Source organism: Paracoccus sp. (in: a-proteobacteria) (assembly GCF_030538755.1).
In the GTDB taxonomy this organism is placed as follows: Bacteria; Pseudomonadota; Alphaproteobacteria; order Rhodobacterales; family Rhodobacteraceae; genus Paracoccus.
This window is the reverse complement of record NZ_JAUNTJ010000020.1, coordinates 36,115-54,004: the sequence shown is the minus strand read 5'-3', so window position 1 is coordinate 54,004 and position 17,890 is coordinate 36,115. Positions and strand designations below refer to the sequence as shown.

General features: G+C 64.1%; 15 protein-coding genes. 3 read left to right on the top strand and 12 right to left on the bottom strand.

The window, feature by feature from the left end; all coding sequences use genetic code 11:
- Positions 1-466, top strand: a 466-nt coding sequence (locus Q4G14_RS12195) for a M48 family metalloprotease (protein ID WP_303362023.1), incomplete at its 5' end; no start/stop codon positions are given.
- 15 nt (positions 467-481) lie between these two features.
- On the opposite strand, the gene Q4G14_RS12190 is transcribed toward Q4G14_RS12195, so the two are convergent.
- Positions 482-2,746 (bottom strand): calcium-binding protein, encoded by a 2,265-nt coding sequence (locus Q4G14_RS12190; protein WP_303362022.1) that lies wholly within the window; start codon positions 2,744-2,746, stop codon positions 482-484.
- 176 nt (positions 2,747-2,922) lie between these two features.
- Here Q4G14_RS12190 and Q4G14_RS12185 point away from each other — a divergent pair, with 176 nt between their 5' ends.
- Positions 2,923-4,104: a hypothetical protein gene (locus tag Q4G14_RS12185; protein ID WP_303362021.1), complete on the top strand. Its 1,182-nt coding sequence runs from the start codon at positions 2,923-2,925 to the stop codon at positions 4,102-4,104.
- A complete protein-coding gene (locus Q4G14_RS12180) occupies positions 4,101-5,456 on the top strand; it encodes a cytochrome P450 (RefSeq protein ID WP_303362020.1) in 1,356 nt (451 codons plus the stop codon). Before Q4G14_RS12185 ends, Q4G14_RS12180 begins: the two co-directional genes overlap by 4 nt.
- 68 nt (positions 5,457-5,524) lie before the next feature.
- On the opposite strand, the gene Q4G14_RS12175 is transcribed toward Q4G14_RS12180, so the two are convergent.
- The 11 genes from Q4G14_RS12175 to Q4G14_RS12125 form a co-directional block, all read right to left on the bottom strand.
- Complete coding sequence (locus Q4G14_RS12175; RefSeq protein WP_303362019.1) at positions 5,525-6,643, bottom strand: ABC transporter ATP-binding protein; 1,119 nt, start codon at positions 6,641-6,643, stop codon at positions 5,525-5,527.
- Positions 6,640-7,461, bottom strand: coding sequence for an ABC transporter permease (locus Q4G14_RS12170; RefSeq protein ID WP_303362018.1), 822 nt, complete (start codon positions 7,459-7,461; stop codon positions 6,640-6,642). Before Q4G14_RS12170 ends, Q4G14_RS12175 begins: the two co-directional genes overlap by 4 nt.
- The gene (locus Q4G14_RS12165) at positions 7,458-8,324 is read right to left on the bottom strand and encodes an ABC transporter permease (RefSeq protein ID WP_303362017.1); all 867 of its coding nucleotides are present in this window, start codon (positions 8,322-8,324) and stop codon (positions 7,458-7,460) included. Before Q4G14_RS12165 ends, Q4G14_RS12170 begins: the two co-directional genes overlap by 4 nt.
- A gap of 147 nt (positions 8,325-8,471) precedes the next feature.
- On the bottom strand, positions 8,472-9,236 hold the full coding sequence (locus tag Q4G14_RS12160; protein ID WP_303362016.1) for a squalene/phytoene synthase family protein: 765 nt from the start codon (positions 9,234-9,236) through the stop codon (positions 8,472-8,474).
- Complete coding sequence (cysS, locus tag Q4G14_RS12155; protein WP_303362015.1) at positions 9,233-10,636, bottom strand: cysteine--tRNA ligase; 1,404 nt, start codon at positions 10,634-10,636, stop codon at positions 9,233-9,235. Before cysS ends, Q4G14_RS12160 begins: the two co-directional genes overlap by 4 nt.
- A gap of 75 nt (positions 10,637-10,711) precedes the next feature.
- Positions 10,712-11,935, bottom strand: a complete 1,224-nt coding sequence (locus Q4G14_RS12150; RefSeq protein WP_303362014.1) for a glycosyltransferase — start codon at positions 11,933-11,935, stop codon at positions 10,712-10,714.
- Positions 11,936-12,027: 92 nt separating this feature from the next.
- Positions 12,028-12,825 (bottom strand): VPLPA-CTERM sorting domain-containing protein, encoded by a 798-nt coding sequence (locus Q4G14_RS12145; protein WP_303362013.1) that lies wholly within the window; start codon positions 12,823-12,825, stop codon positions 12,028-12,030.
- Between the two features lie 72 nt (positions 12,826-12,897).
- On the bottom strand, positions 12,898-14,496 hold the full coding sequence (locus Q4G14_RS12140; RefSeq protein ID WP_303362012.1) for an ABC transporter ATP-binding protein: 1,599 nt from the start codon (positions 14,494-14,496) through the stop codon (positions 12,898-12,900).
- Positions 14,493-15,596, bottom strand: coding sequence for an ABC transporter permease (locus Q4G14_RS12135; protein ID WP_303362011.1), 1,104 nt, complete (start codon positions 15,594-15,596; stop codon positions 14,493-14,495). Before Q4G14_RS12135 ends, Q4G14_RS12140 begins: the two co-directional genes overlap by 4 nt.
- Positions 15,596-16,678 carry a microcin C ABC transporter permease YejB gene (locus Q4G14_RS12130; protein WP_303362010.1) on the bottom strand — a complete coding sequence of 361 codons (1,083 nt, stop codon included), beginning with the start codon at positions 16,676-16,678 and terminating at the stop codon, positions 15,596-15,598. Before Q4G14_RS12130 ends, Q4G14_RS12135 begins: the two co-directional genes overlap by 1 nt.
- A gap of 120 nt (positions 16,679-16,798) precedes the next feature.
- Entirely contained in the window at positions 16,799-17,887 is a 1,089-nt protein-coding gene (locus Q4G14_RS12125; protein ID WP_303362009.1) for a cell wall metabolism sensor histidine kinase WalK, read from the bottom strand.
- Positions 17,888-17,890 lie beyond the last annotated feature (3 nt).

The window sequence follows — 17,890 nt, the reverse complement described above, 5'->3', positions numbered from 1 at the left end:
AGCACGAAGCCGCCTGATCAACGAAATCCAAAGCGGTAGAAACCGGGCGGTTACCGAGGAACTGGCCTCGGTCATTGCGCATGAACTGGGCCATGTCGCGCATGGCCACACCCGCCGCCGCATGGTCGATTTTGCCGGTCAGAACGTGATCCGGGTTGTTCTGGTCGGCGTTCTGGGGCGGTTCATTCCGTTCATCGGCGCGTGGATCGCCAACCTTGTGTCCGCAGCCATCGCCGCGCGCCTGTCGCAGCAGGACGAATACGAGGCAGACGCCTTTGCCAGTGCGCTTTTGGTCAAGGCGGGCATCGGCACCGTGCCGCAAAAGGCGCTGTTTGCGAAACTGGATGCGCTGACCGGGGCCGGGGGTGGCACCGCCCCGGCTTGGCTGCTGTCGCACCCCCGCACCGACAAGCGTATCGCCGCGATCGAGGCGAATGAAGCGCGCTGGTCGCAACAGACGCCCTGAACGCGGCGGCACGCCTCAGGTGAAGATAAAGTCGTTCTGGTCGATCTGGTTCAGGTCGGCCCCGGCGATGACAACGGTCGTGCTGCCCGCCCATGAGTTGTGAACCACCTGCACCCCGGCAGCGATCTTGGTGATGTTCAGATAATAGAACGCACCGACGCCTTCGAACTCGATCTTGTCCAGCCCGTCCTGCCAGTCGTTGATCCGCGCCCAGCCTTCGTTGCGGCCAAAGACAAAGGTGTCGGCCCCGGCGCCGCCCCACAACTGATCGCGCCCGGTGCCGCCGACCAGACGGTCGGCCCCCGCACCGCCATACAGGCTGTCGTTGCCCGCGCCGCCGTTCAGCGTGTCATTGCCAGCCCCGCCGCGCAGCAGATCGGCACCGTTGCCGCCGTTCAGCCGGTCGTGACCATTGCCGCCCTCCAGCGTGTCATTGCCTGCGCCGCCGTGCAGCGTATCGTTGCCATTGCCGCCAAAGATGCGGTCATTCCCGGCATTGCCCCAGATCTGGTTCGCACCGCCATCGCCGCGGATCGTATCGTTCCCCGAACTGCCGATGACGTTTTCCACCTGCCGGATCGTGTCGCGGCCATAGCCGGTGTCCTGCGCCCCGGTCAGCGCCAGCGAGACATTGGCCCCGGTCGAGCCGCTAAAGCGCACCGCGTCGATCCCCGCGCCGCCGATTATCAGATCATTGCCCGCGCCGCCGTCCAGCGTGTCGTTGCCCATGCCGCCACGCAGCGTGTCATGGCCATTGCCGCCGCTCAGCAGATCGTTGCCATTGCCGCCGTCCAGACTGTCGTGCCCGTTTCCGCCCTCCAGCGTGTCATGGCCGTTGCCCCCCAGCAGAGTGTCATTGCCTGACCCGCCGATCAGCCGGTCATTGCCACCCATGCCGGAAATCAGGTCGTTCCCGGCCCCGCCGTTCAGCACATTGGCACCGCCATTGCCGGTGATCGTGTCATTGCCGCCCGCGGTGGTGACGTTTTCAATCGACAGCAGCCGGTCGCGCCCCGACGACAGCGTATCCTGAAACGAGGTGATCCGCAGATCGACACGGGTATTGGCACTGGCCGTGTATTGCGCCGTATCCTGCCCGGCCCCGCCGCGCAGCACGTCATTGCCCGCGCCGCCGATCAGCGTATCATTTCCGCCATTCCCGAACAGAGTATCATTTCCGGCACCGCCCAGAATGCGGTTGTCATTATCCTGCCCGTGCAATTCCTCGGATGCGCTGGTGCCGATGACATCGCGGCCATTGGTGGTGACTTTCAGTTTGAACTGGCCAATCGGATTGGCATCATAAAGGCCGCTGCTGACACCAACATAAAACGTGCCGCCTGCCTGTGTCGCATATGTAAGCGCGCTGCCTGTATTCCCGGCGACCCTTGTGCCGTTCTGATCATAAACGCTGACATAAGACGCCGCCAGCCGGTCGGTCGCGGATTCGCCGACCACTTCGAACCGATAGGTTTCCCCGTCTTTCAGGGTGATGCGATACCAGTCCTGATCGCCGCGCGCATCAATCCGCCCGGTCAGCGCCTGACCGGCGACCATATTGGCTTTGGTCTGGCCATCACCGCGCACATAATCGCGCATATCGGTGTGAATGCGATAATTTCCTTCGGGGGCATTGTTATAAAAATTGTTGTCGCTGACCTCGACAAAATAGGTGCCGGTGCTGGTCGCGCGATAACCAAGGTGCGATTCTTTCATAGTATCGTTGATCTTGACGCCATTGGCATCATACAGCGTAATCTTTGCCGACCCCAATTGCGTCGCGCCACCATCGCCGGTCACACGGAAATTATAGGAAAGCCCTTCGGTCAGGGTGACGCGATACCAATCCTGATCGCCATTCTGCCCCAAAACGCCCGAGGTGATCCCGGTGCCGCTGATACGCGCCTGTGTGACGTTGCTGTTAACCACGTCGTCATCCATACTGGCGCGGATGATATAATTGCCTTCTGGCTTGTTGTTATAGAAATTGTTATCGTAAACAGATATGAAATAAGTCGCCGTCTGGCTTGCCGTAAAAGAAAACTGCGATGTCGTGTTAAACCCAGTGATCGCAGTGCCGTTGCTGCCCAACAGCCTCATTCCCCCGGAACCCAGCGAATCCGGCCCGCCATCGCCCGTCAGCCAGAACTGATACCGATACCCCTGCACCACATCGACGCGCCACCAATCCGTGTCGCCATTCAACTCTAGCGTGCCGCGGAACTCCCCTGATCCGGTAATCTTTGCGGTGGTCGTGTTGTTGTCGGGAATATCTGCCATTGCACCCTCTCGAAAATGGCGATCGTTAACTCTTGTTACCCTTGGGGAAACTCGATCCACAGGTCAAGACTTATATGCCCCGCCCCGCCACAAAGATGCCGGGGTGCGGCAGCAAGCCCCCTTTCGCGGCGCGGCAGAGGGTGACATTCTGCGCGCAAACGATTAACCGCCTGACCATGAACCAGATTTTCCGCCGCCGGGTGTTGTATATCCCCGGCTATGACCCGATCCCGCCCCGCCGCTATCGCGAGCTTTACCGCCGCGAAGGCGCCGATCAGGCGCGGATTTCCGGCTATGCGCTGACGCGGGCGGACCGTGGCGACGACACCGGCTTTGGCTGGGCCGCCGCCAGCACGATCAATGGCGCGCAGACCCATGCCGAATTCGAAGTGCTGGTCTGGGATGACATCGTGCAGGGGTCGATGGGGCGCTCGATCCCGGCCACCTATCTGCAACTGGCGCAAACAGTCTGGGCCTATGTCGGCTCGGGCGCGTTGTGGCGGCTGATGCGGCTCAGGCGCGGGCCGGTGATCGCGGCGCTGTATCCGATTGCGGTGCTGCTGGCGCAACTGGCGGTGGCAGGCGTGCTGGCCTCGCTTGCCGGATGGGCGGTATCGCATCTGTCCGGCTGGCTGGCCGCGCCGGTCGCCCTGCTGGTTTTCATGGCGGGGCTGTTGATGTGGCGGCGGCTGGATGGCCGCATTTTCGCCTATTACCTGATGCACGACTACGCCCTGACGGCCCGCACTGGCGGGGCCTATCCGCCGGCGCTGGAAACCCGGATCGCCGCCTTTTCCGACCGTATCGCGCAGACTCTGGCGCAGGATTGGGACGAGGTGCTGATCGTCGGCCATTCTTCGGGGGCCTGCATCGCGGCGTCGGCGGTGGCGGACCTGCTGCGCAAAGGCACGGTCGCAGATCGGCTGTCGCTGATGACGCTTGGCCATGTCGTGCCGATGCTGACCGCCCTTCCCCAGGCCAAGCGGCTGCGCGCGGATCTGACCGTTCTGGCCGGGCAAAGCGCCGTGTTCTGGCTGGATGTCACAGCGCCGGGCGACGCCTGCTGCTTTGGCCTGTGCGATCCGGTGGCGGTGAACGGGCTGACCCCGCCGGGCGGCCAGCACGGCCCGCTGATCCTGTCGGCGGCCTTCACGCAAACCCTGTCGCCCCAGCGGCAACAGGCGATGCGCTGGCGCTGGTTCCGGCGGCATTTCCAGTATCTCTGCGCCTTCGACCGGCCCAGGGATTACGACTATTTCACCATCACCGCAGGCCCGCTGACCCTGCGGCAGCGGTTCGGCGCGCGCAGCCATTCGCCGGGGCGCATCACCCGCCCGGCCCTGGCGGTGCGCCGATGATCCCGCCCAAGCCCCCTGCCGCGCCCAAAGGCGGCGGCGTGCTGCGGCTGGCACGGGCGTTCCGGCGCGATCTGCTGTCGGCCCTGCCCGCGCATCTCTACCACGCCCGCATGGCCGAGTTCCGCAGCCCGCTGATCCACAGCTTTTTCTGCAACGATCCGGCGCTGGTGCGGCTGGTGCTGTCGGAACGCCCGGCCGATTTCCCCAAATCCAACCGCCTGCGCGAAGGGCTGGCACCGCTGCTGGGCCGGTCGGTCTTTGTCACCAACGGCGCCGAGTGGCAGTTCCAGCGCCGCATCATCGACCCGGCCTTTGCGGGCGGGCGGCTGCACCTGATCTTTCCCGCCATGCGCGCCGCCGCCGATGCCGCCCTGACCCGGCTGCCCGAGGGCGAACAGGACATCGAGCCAGAATGCAGCCATGCCGCCGCCGACATCATCTTTCGCACGCTGTTTTCGCTGCCCATCGAACATGAGACCGCCAGCCGCGTGTTCCACGCCTTCCGCGCGCATCAGGATGCCCAGCCGGTGGTCAACCCCGCCGCGCTGATCCCATGGCCCCGCTGGCTGCCACGGCTGCATTCGCACCAGACCCGGCGCACGGCGAGGGAAATCCGCGGGCTGATCGCGGATATGGTCAACCGGCGGATGCAGGCGATCCGCAACGGCACCGCCCCCGACGATCTGGCCACCCGGATCATGACCACGCCCGACCCCGAAACCGGCCGCTGCTTTACCGCTGCGGAAATGACCGATCAGGTGGCGATCTTTTTCCTCGCCGGACACGAAACCAGCGCAGCGGCCTTGGCATGGTCGCTGTGGCTGCTGGCGGCAAACCCCGAATGGCAGGCCCGCATCGCGGCCGAGGCAGATGCCGCCGGTCCCTTGACCAGCTTTTCCGACCTGTCCGCCCTGCGCCTGACCCGCAACACCTTCCGCGAGGCGATGCGCCTCTACCCGCCGGTGCCGATGATGGTGCGCCAGGTCACCAAACCCGAAATCCTGCGCGACCGCCCGGCGAAACCGGGGGCGCAGATCGTGCTGTCACCCTGGCACCTGCACCGGCATGACCGCATCTGGCCCGATCCCGACAGCTTTGACCCCGAACGATGGGACCGCCCCGACAACCGCCAACCCGCGCGCAATGCCTATATCCCGTTTTCCGCCGGCCCGCGCGTCTGCCCCGGCGCAGGCTTCGCCATGGCCGAAGGCGTGCTGATGCTGGCCCTCATCGCCCGCAACTTCCACCTCTCGCCCGGCGCGGAACCACCGATCCCGCTGGCCCGCCTGACCACACGCGGCAAGAACGGCATCCGCATCACGCTGAAACGCCGGAACACCGCCGCGAACTGACAGCCCATCTTTGGTCCGAAAATATCCCGGGGGTCCGGGGGCTGGCCCCCGGCTGTCGCGGGACGCAATCAGCGGAACAGAACCAAAGACCCCGGCGACCACGCCAGCCGGGTGCGCGACCCGACATCCTGCACATCGCGGCCAAAGACATTGCGCATGGAAATCCGCACGGGCTTCAGCGGGCCGCCGCGCTCGATCCCGTCCAGCCGCAGATCGTAATAGGTCATGTCGCCGTAATAGACCACTTCATCGATGGTGGCCTCGGTCTCGCGCGGCTGCGGGTTCTGGGCCGAGGGCGACAGCAGAGTCATCGTTTCGGGGCGAAAGCCGATCATCGGCGCGGTATCTTCGGGCGACAGGCGACTGATCTGGCGGGGCGGCAGAACCACCTCGCCCAGACCGGGCACCTGAACGGTGACATTACCCTCGCCGTCCTCGCCACGAATATCGGCGGGCAAAAAGTTCATCACGCCAATGAAATCGGCCACGCGACGGTTGGCGGGGCGGGCATACAGCGCCTCTGGCCCGTCAAGCTGGGCGATCTCGCCCTCGAACATGACGGCGATGCGGTCAGACATGACAAGGGCTTCTTCCTGATCGTGCGTCACCAGAACAAAGGTGATGCCGACCTGCCGTTGCAGCTTTATCAGCTCGACCTGCATCTGTTCGCGCATCTTGCGATCCAGCGCCGACAGCGGCTCATCCAGCAGCAACACCTTGGGTTTCAGGATCAGCGCACGGGCCAGCGCAACCCGCTGCCGCTGCCCGCCCGACAGCGCATGAGCGGCGCGCGCCCCATAGCCCTTCAGCCCGACCATGGCCAAAGCCTCGTCCACCATCGCGGCCTTTTCCGCCGCCGGGCGCGGATCGCGGCGCAGACCAAAGGCGACATTCTGCGCCACGCTCAGATGCGGGAAAATCGCATAGGACTGAAACACCATATTGGTGGGGCGTTTGTTGGCGGGCACGTCCTCCATATGGCGGCCGTCGATCAGAACGGCGCCGGATGAAATATCCTCGAACCCGGCAATGGTGCGCAAAAGCGTGGTCTTGCCGCAACCCGATGGTCCCAGCAGCGAAAAGAACTCGCCCTCGCGAATGGTCAGGTCGATCCCGCGCAAGGCGTGGTAATCGCCATAATATTTATGCACATCCTGACATTCGATCATCGGTTTGCGGTCGCTCATGACAGAAATCCTCCGCTGTCCTTTTGGCCGGTGCGGGCGACGCCCCGGCGGCGGAAATATTCAGCCGTCGCCAACAAAATGATCGACAGCCCCACCAGCACGGTGCCAAGCGCCATAATCATCGGAATGGCGCGCGGGAAACGAAGCTGGCTAAAGATATAGGTGGGCAGGGTCGGTTCATTCCCCGCCAGGAAAAAGGCGATGATGAATTCATCAAGGCTGATGGTAAAGGAAATCAGCAGCGACGAAATCACCCCCGGCATCACCAGCGGCAGGGTAATCAGCCGAAACGCCCCCCAGCGGGTTTCACCCAGATCATAGGCCGCTTCCTCAAGCGAGGTGTCCAGTGTGGAAAAGGCGGTGGACAGGATCGCAACGGCATAGGGCATACAGATCAGCGTATGGCCCAGAATAACCGTCCAGATCGACAGCGGCAGCCCGACCGCCAGCATCACCACCAACAGCGACACCGCCACGATGATTTCCGGCAGCACCATCGGCAGCATGATAAAGCCCATCATCCCGCCCTTGCCCGGAAAGCTGAACCGGGTCGAGGCGCGGGCCGCAAAGATCCCCAGACAGGTCGCCAGCACGGACGAGGCCACCGCGATCAGCAGCGAATTCGTCAGTGCGCGGCGCAGCGTCGGGTTGGCCCACATCTGCGCGAACCACTCGGTCGTGAAACCGTTCAGCGGAAAGGCGACGATGGTGCCGGAATTGAACGCGAAAACCGGCAGCAGGGCGATCGGCGCATACAGAAACACCAGATACAGCAGCGCATAGGCCCGCAGGCCCGATCCCTGAAAGCGCCCTCTCATTGCCGCACCTTCAGGAAACGCCGGTTCAGGAACAGAAACAGCCCGCTGACCAGCCCCACGACCAGCATGGCGCTGATGGCGATGGCCGACCCCAGCGGCTTGTTATCCAGCGGCAGCATCTGCGCCTGCACCATATTGGCAATCATCGGTATCCGCCCGCCGCCGATCAGCGTGGGCGTGACGTAATCGCCCACGGTCGGGATGAACACGATCAGCACCGCCGCGATCACCCCCGGCATCGCCAGCGGCAGCGTGACGCGCCAAAAGGTCATCGCCCGCGACTCGCCCAGATCGCGCCCGGCCTCTAACAAGGATCGGTCGATCTTTTCCAGCGCCACGAAAATCGGCAGGATCGCAAAGGGGGCATAGGCATGGGCCAGAGTCATCACGATGGCCCCGACCGTGCGCAGCATGGTGATGGGCTGGTCGGTGATCTCCAGCCCCATCAGGGCCGAGTTGATAACCCCGTTCTGTTCCATGATGACCTGCCACAGGAACACCCGGATCAGATAGCTGGTCCAGAACGGGATGGTTATCAGGAACAACCACAGCGCCTTGCGTTCGGGGCGCACCACAAAGCTGACGTAATAGGCAATCGGAAAGGCCAGCAGCACGGTGACGACCGTGACCGACACCGACACATACAGCGACCGCCACATCAGCGCCCGCACCACCGGATCGGTCAGCACAAAGCGATAGTTTTCCCAGGTCAGCGTCGGGATGATTTCCAGATAGCCATCGGTCAGAAAGCTGTAGGACAGGATCGTCAACAGCGGCGCGGCCAGCACCAGCACGGCATAGACGAACGGCGGCGCGATCAGGGAATAGCCCTGTGCGGCCTCGGATCTGCGGCTTATTGCCATATGCCCCTCTGAATTTGGCCCGTGCGCTTTGGCGAACTCCTTTCACAAGCCGGGCGCAAGGAAAAGACCTTTCGCGGCTGTGGCCCGGCATTTTGGCAGATTGCCCGCCCGGTGCGCATTGGCCCGTGCGGACAGAGGCAGGCGAGGTCAGGCGCGCCAATATCCGGTCAGCGCCAGCCGGGCCAAAGCGGCGCGGCGGCGGAATTCCGACAGGGTTGGGTGCGGGGCAAAGGGGTCGGCCCCGGCGGCGATATGGCGCAGCACGGCCCGCGCCCCGGCCCCGGTAAACAGCGCAGGTGCCGCGCGGCGCGGCGCGGCCCCACGCGGCGCGCGGGCGGCACGATCCAGCGCGGCCAGCCCCTCGGCCGCCAAAGCCCGCGCCGGGGCCGGATCGGGCAGCGGAAAGCCCATGTTGATCGCCGTCAGTTGCGGCAGTGCGCGCAGCCAAGCCGCCAGACCCGCCCCGCGCGCCTGATCGGCCACCAGCGCCGCATCTGCGCCGCCCAAAGCGCCGGTCGCCGCCGCCATCAGCGCGCCCGCCGTGGCATCGACATAGGCAACCACCTGATCCGCATCGGCAAACGGCTGGCGCGCACAATCGCGGCGGCGCGCCTCGGCCAGCGGGGTCAGGCTGCCCGCGCGCGTCCCCCACGCCTCACACAGGGGCGTCAGCACATCATGCAGCGGCGGTGCGGCGCCCTGCCCCATCTCGGCCAGCCGGTCATCCCACCATTGCAGCCGCATTTCGGCCAGCATCGGTTCGCCAGACTGAAACGGCGCGCGCGCCAGTTCAAGGTTCAGCGCATACAGCGTCAGCAGGGCGGCCCGGTCGTCCGGCGCGGCGGCCATGGCCATGCCGAAACGGTCAGGGTCATGCTGGCGCAAGACCTCGGCGCAGGCGTTCAGGGTCACGCCAGATCCCCGGCCAAGGCCCGCAGCCGCTCTGCGTCAAAGCCCGGAGCCAGCGACCATTCGGCCCCCTGCGGCGTGTCCTTGACCTCGACCCCCGCCGCCGCGAACCCGTCGCGGATCGCATCGGCACGGGCGAAATCGCGGGCCTTGCGGGCATCCGCGCGGGCGGCCAGCAGCCGGTCGATCAGCGCCGCCGCCTCGTCCCCGGCCTGCGCCCAATCGCCCATGCCGGGCAGCAACAGCCCCAGCATCCGCGCCGAAGCCAGCAAGCCCGCCGCGTCGCCCTGCCCGGCCAGATCATGCAGCACCGCCATGGCCCCGGCGAGGTTCAGATCATCGGCCAGTGCCTCGATCACGGCAGGCGCGGGGGTGCCCGGTTCGGCCCCGGCGGTCAGGTCATGCCAGCGGCGCAGCACGGATTCCGCTTCGGTTGCCTTGGCGGCGGTCCAGTCCATCGGCTTGCGGTAATGGGTGGACAGCATGACAAAGCGGATCACCTCGCCGGGGATGCCCTGATCCAGCAGATCGCGGACGGTAAAGAAATTGCCCAAGGATTTGGACATCTTCTTGCCCTCGACCTGCAACATCTCGTTATGCAGCCAGACCTGCGCAAAGCCCGCGCCGGGATGCGCGCAGCAGCTTTGCGCGACCTCGTTTTCGTGATGCGGGAACAGCAGGTCGATGCCGCCGCCGTGAATGTCGAAGGCCGGGCCAAGCAGCTCGGCGGACATGGCGCTGCACTCGATATGCCAGCCGGGGCGGCCCCGGCCCCAGGGGCTGTCCCAGCCGGGCAGATCGTCGTTGGAGGGCTTCCACAGCACGAAATCCATCGGATCGCGCTTATACGGCGCAACCTCGACCCGCGCCCCGGCGATCATGTCATCGACCGAGCGGCCCGACAGCCGGCCATAATCGGGGAACGAGCGCACATCGAACAGCACATGGCCATCCGCCGCATAGGCGTGGCCCCGGTCGATCAGGCCGGAAATCATCGCGACCATCTGCGGAATGAAGGCGGTGGCGCGGGGTTCGTGATCGGGGCGGGCGGCGCCAAGCGCATCCATGTCGGCGTGATACCAGCCGATGGTTTCCTCGGTCCGCTGCGCGATCAGATCTTCCAGACTGCCGGGCGCACCGGCATCGCGACGGCGCTGCGCCTCGGCGTTGATCTTGTCATCGACATCGGTGAAGTTCCGAACGTAAGTCACCGCCTCGTCGCCATAAATATGGCGCAGCAGCCGCACCAGAACGTCGAAGACCAGCACCGGGCGGGCATTGCCCAGATGGGCGCGGTCGTAAACGGTCGGCCCGCACAGATACAGCCGCACATCCGCCGGGTTCAGCGGCACAAAGTCTTGTTTGCGCCGCGTTTTCGAATTGGTCAGCCGGATTTTTGTCATTTCACCCTCGGGGTTATGCGTATTTGGGCAAACAGGAAGCGGGGTCTTGTGTGCCCTGACCGCCGGATTGCTGATTTAGATGATCGGCGCAAAGCTTTCCACCCATGCGATCTGCGCGGGCAGGCAGTGGCTGTGCAGATCATAGCCGCCGACGATGGTTTGCCGGGCGGCGGCGGTCAGGCGCGGCGCGTCGGGATCGCCCGCCAGCCCGCGCACCAGTGTTTCCGACAGCGCAGCCACGTCGAAGAACGGCACCAGCCGCCCGTTTTCGCCGTCAGCGATCAGTTCGCGTACGGGTTCGGTATCGGATGCGACGATCAGCGGGCCAGCGGCCATCGCCTCGGTCAAGGACCATGACAGAACAAAGGGATAGGTCAGATAGCAATGCACCCGCGCCACTTGCAGCAGCGACAGGTATTGCACATAGGGCACCCGACCCAGAAAGTGAACGCGCGACAGGTCCAGTCGGGGGCCGACCTCGGACATCATCTTGATTTTCCAGCTTTCCGCATCCTTTGGCACGCCGCCATAGCTGACGCCTTCGCCGCCGACGATGACGACCTGCGCGTTCGGACGCGCCGCCAGCACCCGCGGCAAGGCGCGCATGAAGATATGAAACCCGCGATAGGGTTCCAGCGAGCGGACCACAAAGGACAGCACCTCATCGCCGGGTTTCAGCGCCTGGCCACCTGGCAGAATCAGGCGTGCATCGGGGTCGGGGCGGATGTGGCGAGTGTCGATACCGTCATGAATTACCGTGATTTTCTGGCGCAGTTCCAGGGGAAAGCTGTCCGCCTGATAGCGGGTCGGCGACAGCGCGGCATCGGCCTGCACGATGCCCTGAATCAGATGCGCGGACCGGGCCACGGTCAGCACCCGTGAATCATCTGTCGCGCTGCTGAATTCGGGGTCAAAGCCGACATCCTGACCGCGGGTGCGATACAGCAGCTCGGCATAGACCAGCAGCTTGGCGTCCGGGTAAATTTCCTTTAGAAACAAGGTCTCGCCCCAGCCGGAATGGCCGATGATGACATCGGGGGTAAAGCCGTGACGGTCGCGCAGGGCGCGGCAACCGCGCGCCGCCATCCAGCCGCGTTCGGCATATTCGGCATAGGTTTTTCCCAGCGGCGACGGGTTGGCGGGCGGCTGCGGGGCCTGATAGCGGACCACCGGCACCGGACTGGGGCGCTGGTTCTTTTCATCGGTCAGCGCGACGACCTGATGGCCCCGCGCGGCCAGTGCCGGGGCGAGGTGGGGGAACTGGCCGGGAAAGTTCTGGTGGACGAACAGAATGCGCATGGCCGGGTGATAGACGTTGCGCAACGCACGCGCAACGCGGCGCAGAGAAAGCGCCCCGGCAGAACCGGGACGCTTGGGTCATTCCCGACGGATCAGGCGGCCTTGCGGCGGCGCAGCAGGGCAAAGGCGCCCAGACCGGCGGCCAGCAGCGGGAAGCCCGCAGGCAGCGGAACCGGCGCGGGGGTGGGCGTCGGATCAACCGGAACAGGCGTTCCCGTGCTGACAGTCAGGCTGGTGGCGCTGAATCGCAATCCGGCTAACCCCATCCATTCGCTGTAACTATGATAGAGATTATGTTGATAATAGCCGAGATCCTCGATCAACCCTGTCCAGGATAACTCCCGTTGAAAGCTGAGCGGGCTTTCAAAAAACGCATCAAATTGCGCCAGGTTGAGAAACATTTGTTCTGTCTGAACAAAGTAATCATCCAGCCCTTCCGAAGCGGCGTGGTAGTATGTTTCGTCCCACACAGCCAGTATGCCGCCTGTTCTGTTCGACTGGGCGTCCAATTGAAGCTCGGCGTACGAATTGCCACCGCCGTTCACTTCAATTGTCTGACCGGCAACGGTTACTGTTGCCGAAACAAAGTCGGGGTCACTACCCATTCCCCTCCAGGTTAGAACTTCCTCTGTTGCCCCGCTTTGCTGATTGATATCCGCCAAATCGCTGTTCATCGTAAAGCGGAGCGTGAAGGAATCGCCAACACCGATCCCGGTAAGAACGGGTTGAACTCCATATTGCGTCGGAGGGCCATAGGTCGCCAAGTCATAATCATACACCTCAGTGACATAACCTGTCACATCAAACTGAATCACCGCAGCGGATGCAACCGATGCAGCACCAAGACCCAAGGTTGCGGCAACAAGGCCGGAAGTCAGGATAGATTTCATGTTTGCCTCGCTAAATCACACAAGACTCCATGGTGGGAGTCAGGCAAACGATCACGCAACTGTTAACATATGTCAATTGCCGACAGGCTGCCCAAAGGCCGCCGCCAGCAGATTTTTCGTATAATCCTGCTGCGGGGCCGCGAATACCGTCTCGGCGCTGCCCTGTTCGACCACTTCGCCCGCGCGCATGACCATGATCTGATGCGACATGGCGCGGACGACGCGCAGATCGTGGCTGATGAATAAAAAGGCCAGCCCGTGTTTGCGTTGCAGCCCGCGCAGCAAATCGACGATCTGCACCTGAACCGTCATGTCCAGCGCGCTGGTTGGTTCGTCCAGCACCACGACCTTGGGGCGCAGGATCATGGCGCGGGCGATGGCGATGCGCTGACGCTGGCCGCCGGAAAACTCGTGCGGGTAACGGTGCATGGCGGCAGGGTCCAGCCCGACTTCGGCCATGATTTCGGCCACCATGTCGCGGCGGTTGCGGCCCGGATCGACGCCGTGGACGGTCAGCCCCTCGGCGATGATCTGTTCCACGGTCATGCGCGGCGACAGGCTGCCATAGGGGTCCTGGAACACGATCTGCATATCGCGGCGCAAGCGGCGCAACTGGCGCGAGGTCCAGCCGGCGATGTTCTGGCCCAGATACAGGATCGGGCCGTCGCTGCCGATCAGCCGCATGACCGCCAGTGCCAGCGTCGTCTTGCCCGAGCCGGATTCGCCCACGATCCCAAGGGTTTCGCCCGCGCGGACGGAGATTGTCGCGCCATTCACCGCCTTGACATGGCCCACGGTGCGGCGCAGCAGACCGCGCTGGATCGGGAACCAGACGCGCAGGTCATCGGTGCTGACCACGGTTTCGGCACCCTCGGGCACCGGGTCGGGGGTGCCGGTGGGCTCGGCCGCCAGCAGCTTTTGCGTATAGGGGTGCTGCGGGTTGGTGAAGATGTCGTCCACCGGGCCATGTTCGACGATCTGACCATCCTTCATCACGCAAACGCAGTCGGCAATGCGGCGGACGATGCCCAGATCATGGCTGATGAACAGCATCGACAGCCCCTCGCTGGCCTTGAGTTCCGCAAGCAGATCAAGGATTTGCGCCTGAATCGTCACGTCCAGCGCGGTGGTGGGTTCGTCGGCGATCAGCAGGTCGGGGCGATTGGCCAGAGCCATGGCGATCATCACCCGCTGACGCTGGCCACCCGACAACTGGTGCGGGTAATCCGCCAGCCGCGTTTCCGGGTCGCGGATGCCGACGCGGGTCAGCAGGTCGATGATGCGCGCCCGCGCCGCCTCGCCGCGCAAGCCCTGATGCAGCGCCAGCGATTCGGCCAACTGCCGTTCCAACGTGTGCAGCGGGTTCAGCGAGGTCATCGGCTCTTGAAAGATGAAGCTGATGTCATTGCCGCGAATCTCGCGCAGGGTCGCCTCGGGCGCGCCGACCATCTGCCGCCCCTCATATGTGACCGAGCCTTCGACGATGGCCGCATCGCCCAGCAATTGCACGGTGGACAGCGCCGTGACCGACTTGCCCGAACCGGATTCGCCCACCAGCGCCACGGTTTCGCCGCGCCCGATCTGAAAGCTGACGCCCTTGACCGCCGGGGTGATGCGCCCTTCCTGACGAAAGCTGATGCGCAGGTCGCGCACGTCCAGAACCACACTCATCGAAAGGTCTTTCGTGGGTCAAAGGCGTCGCGCACGCCCTCGAAGATGAACACCAGCAGCGACAGCATGATCGCGAAGGTGAAAAAGGCGGTAAAGGCCAGCCACGGCGCTTGCAGGTTCTGCTTCGCTTGCAGCGCCATTTCGCCAAGGCTGGCCGAGCCGGCGGGCAGGCCATAGCCAAGGTAGTCCAGCGCGGCCAGCCCGGCGATGGTGCCGGTGACGACAAAGGGCAGCATGGTCAGCGTGGCGACCATGGCGTTGGGCAGGATATGGCGGAACATGATCGTGCGGTCGCTGACCCCCAAGGCGCGGGCGGCGCGGACATATTCAAAGTTGCGGGCGCGCAGAAACTCGGCCCGGACGACGCCGACAAGGGCGGGCCAGCCGAACAGGATGGTGACGAAAACCAACAGCCAGAACGACCGGCCAAGGATCGCAAACAGGATGATAATGACGTAAAGTGATGGGGTTGAGGCCCATATCTCAAGTATCCGCTGAAACACCAGATCGGTGCGCCCGCCGAAATAGCCCTGAATGGCCCCCGCCGCGATGCCGATGCTGCTGGCCACCACGGTCACGATCAGCGCAAACAGAACCGAGGTGCGGAACCCATAGATCACCCGCGCCGTGACATCGCGGGCGGTGTCGTCGGTGCCCAGCCAGTGGTTGGCGTCGGGCGCACTGGGGGCGGTGCCGACGTTGTTGATGGTGCGGAAGTGATAGGGGATCGGCGGCCAGATCATCCAGCCCTGCTCATCGCGCGGCACGTCGGTTAATCCGCTGCGGACAGCGGCCATGAAATCTTCGGGCTCGTCCCAGCATTCTTCGCGCCCGCCGGAAACGATAAGGCATTGCACCGCCGGGTCGGAATAGATCGCCTGCGTGCCGAAATCGCCGCCGAAGGTGGTTTCGGGATAGAACTTGTAGCTGGGAAAGTAATATTCGCCGCGATAGTTCACGATCACCGGCTTGTCATTGGCGATCAGTTCCGCGAACAGCGACAGCACGAACAGCGTCGAAAAGATCACCAGCGACCAGAAGGCGCGGGAATTGCGGCGGAAATTGCGCCAGCGGCGGCGGTTGAGTTCGCTGATGGCCATTATCCGGCCCTCGATTCAAAGTCGATCCGGGGATCGACAAACACATACATCATGTCGGACAGGATGCCGACGACCAGGCTCATCAGGCCAAAGACGTAAAGCGTGCCAAAGATCACCGGGTAATCGCGCTGCACTGCGGCCTCGAACCCCAGACGGCCAAGACCGTCCAGCGAAAAGATGGTTTCAATCAGGATCGAGGCGCCAAAGAACACGCCCAGAAACATCGCCGGAAAGCCCGCGATCACGATCAGCATCGCATTGCGGAACACATGGCCGTAAAGGACGCGGCCTTCGGTCAGGCCCTTGGCGCGGGCGGTCATCACATATTGCTTGTTGATCTCGTCCAGAAAGCTGTTCTTGGTCAGCAGCGTCAGCGTGGCAAAGCTGGAAATCGTCATCGCCGTTACCGGCAGGGTGATGTGCCACAGGTAATCCTTGATCTGCCCGATGGTGGACAGGTCGGCGAAATTGTCGCTGGTCAGGCCGCGCAGCGGGAAGATTTTCCAGTAGGAACCGCCCGCGAACAGCACCATCAGCAGCACGGCGAACAGAAAGGCCGGGATGGCATAGGCCATGATGATGATGCCGCTGGTCCATGTGTCAAAGCGGCTGCCGTCGCGCACCGCCTTGCGGATCCCCAGCGGGATCGAGATCAGATAGGCCAGCAGCGTGGACCACAATCCCAGCGTGATCGACACCGGCATCTTTTCCAGCACCAGATCCACCACGCTGATCGACCGGAACCACGACCGCCCGAAATCGAAGGTCAGGTAATTGCCCATCATCGACAGGAACCGCTGCACCGGCGGCTTGTCAAAGCCGAACTCTTTTTCCAGTTGCGCGATGAATTCCGGCGGCAGGCCGCGCGCGCCGGCGTATTGATCCTGCTGAGAGGCACCGCCCCCCGCCTCGGCCCCGCCACCGGCGATGTTGCGGAACACGTCGCCTTCGCCCTGCATCCGCGCGGCGATCTGTTCGATCGGGCCGCCGGGCACGAATTGGGTCAACGTAAAGTTGACCAGCATGATCCCCAGCAGGGTCGGAATAATCAGCAGCAACCGCCGCAGGATATAGGCGCCCATTGGCTGTTCGTGCCCCTTTTGCCTTGCCTCTTGCTGCCGGTCTGTTGCCAGCCTTGCGTGCGAATGGATGGTCTTGTCCGCGTTTCGCGCCCGGAAATCAAGCCAATTGCCTGCAATAGATCAGGGCGTCGGCTGGATTTGGGGCAAGATCACGGTGAATTGGCTGCCTTTGCCCGGTTCGCTGTCAATCCGCAGCCGCCCGCGATGGCGGCTGATGATGTGTTTGACGATGGCCAGCCCCAGACCCGTGCCACCCTGAGACCGCGACCGGCTGCTGTCCACGCGGTAAAAGCGTTCCGTCAGGCGCGGCAGGTGCAGCGGGTCGATGCCCTCGCCCTTGTCCTCGACCACGACGGCCCATGCCGGGCCGCGCAGGACGGGTTCATACGGCAGATTCGACAGGCGCAGGGTGACGCTGCCACCGCTGCCGCCGTATTTCACCGCATTTTCGACAAGGTTCTGAAAAACCTGCACAAGCTGATCGTGATCGCCCGCCACCCATGCCTGAAGTTCCACCCCCTCGACCGCGACCCTGACCCCGGCGGCGGTCGCGGTCGGGGTCAGCGTGGCCGCGACCGAGCGCACCAGACCGGCAAGGTCGATGGTGTTGACGGGCTTGCGCCGTTCCTCGGATTCGACCCGGCTGAGCGACAGCAGGTCCATGACCAGCCGGTTCATGCGCCCGACCTCGGACCCCATGATCGTCAGGAAACGCTCGCGCGCCTTGGTATCATTGCGGGCCGGGCCGCGCAGGGTTTCGATAAAGCCCATCAGCGCGGTCAGCGGCGTGCGCAATTCGTGGCTGACATTGGCCACGAAATCGCGGCGCATCTGTTCGGCATATTCCTGCCCGGACCGGTCGATCAGCGTCACCGTGACACCGCCCCCCGGCATGTCGATGGCGGCCACCGTGATATCGCAGGCCAGATCGCGCCCCCGCGTGCCGATATTGGCCCGCAGCGTATGCGCATGAGGCGCGCCGTTCATGGCAGCCGTGCGCGGGTCCTGGGCGGCAAGGGCGCGTTCCACCGCATCCACGATCATCGGCTGCCGCAGCACGGTGACGAAGGGGCGATCCAGCAGATCATCGCCGAACATCGCCCGTGCGGCTGCACTGGCCGCCACCACCCGCGCCCGCCGGTCCAGCACCAGAATCGCCACCGGCACCGATTGCAGAACGGCGTCGATTGCGGCCGGGCGCGACGACATCGG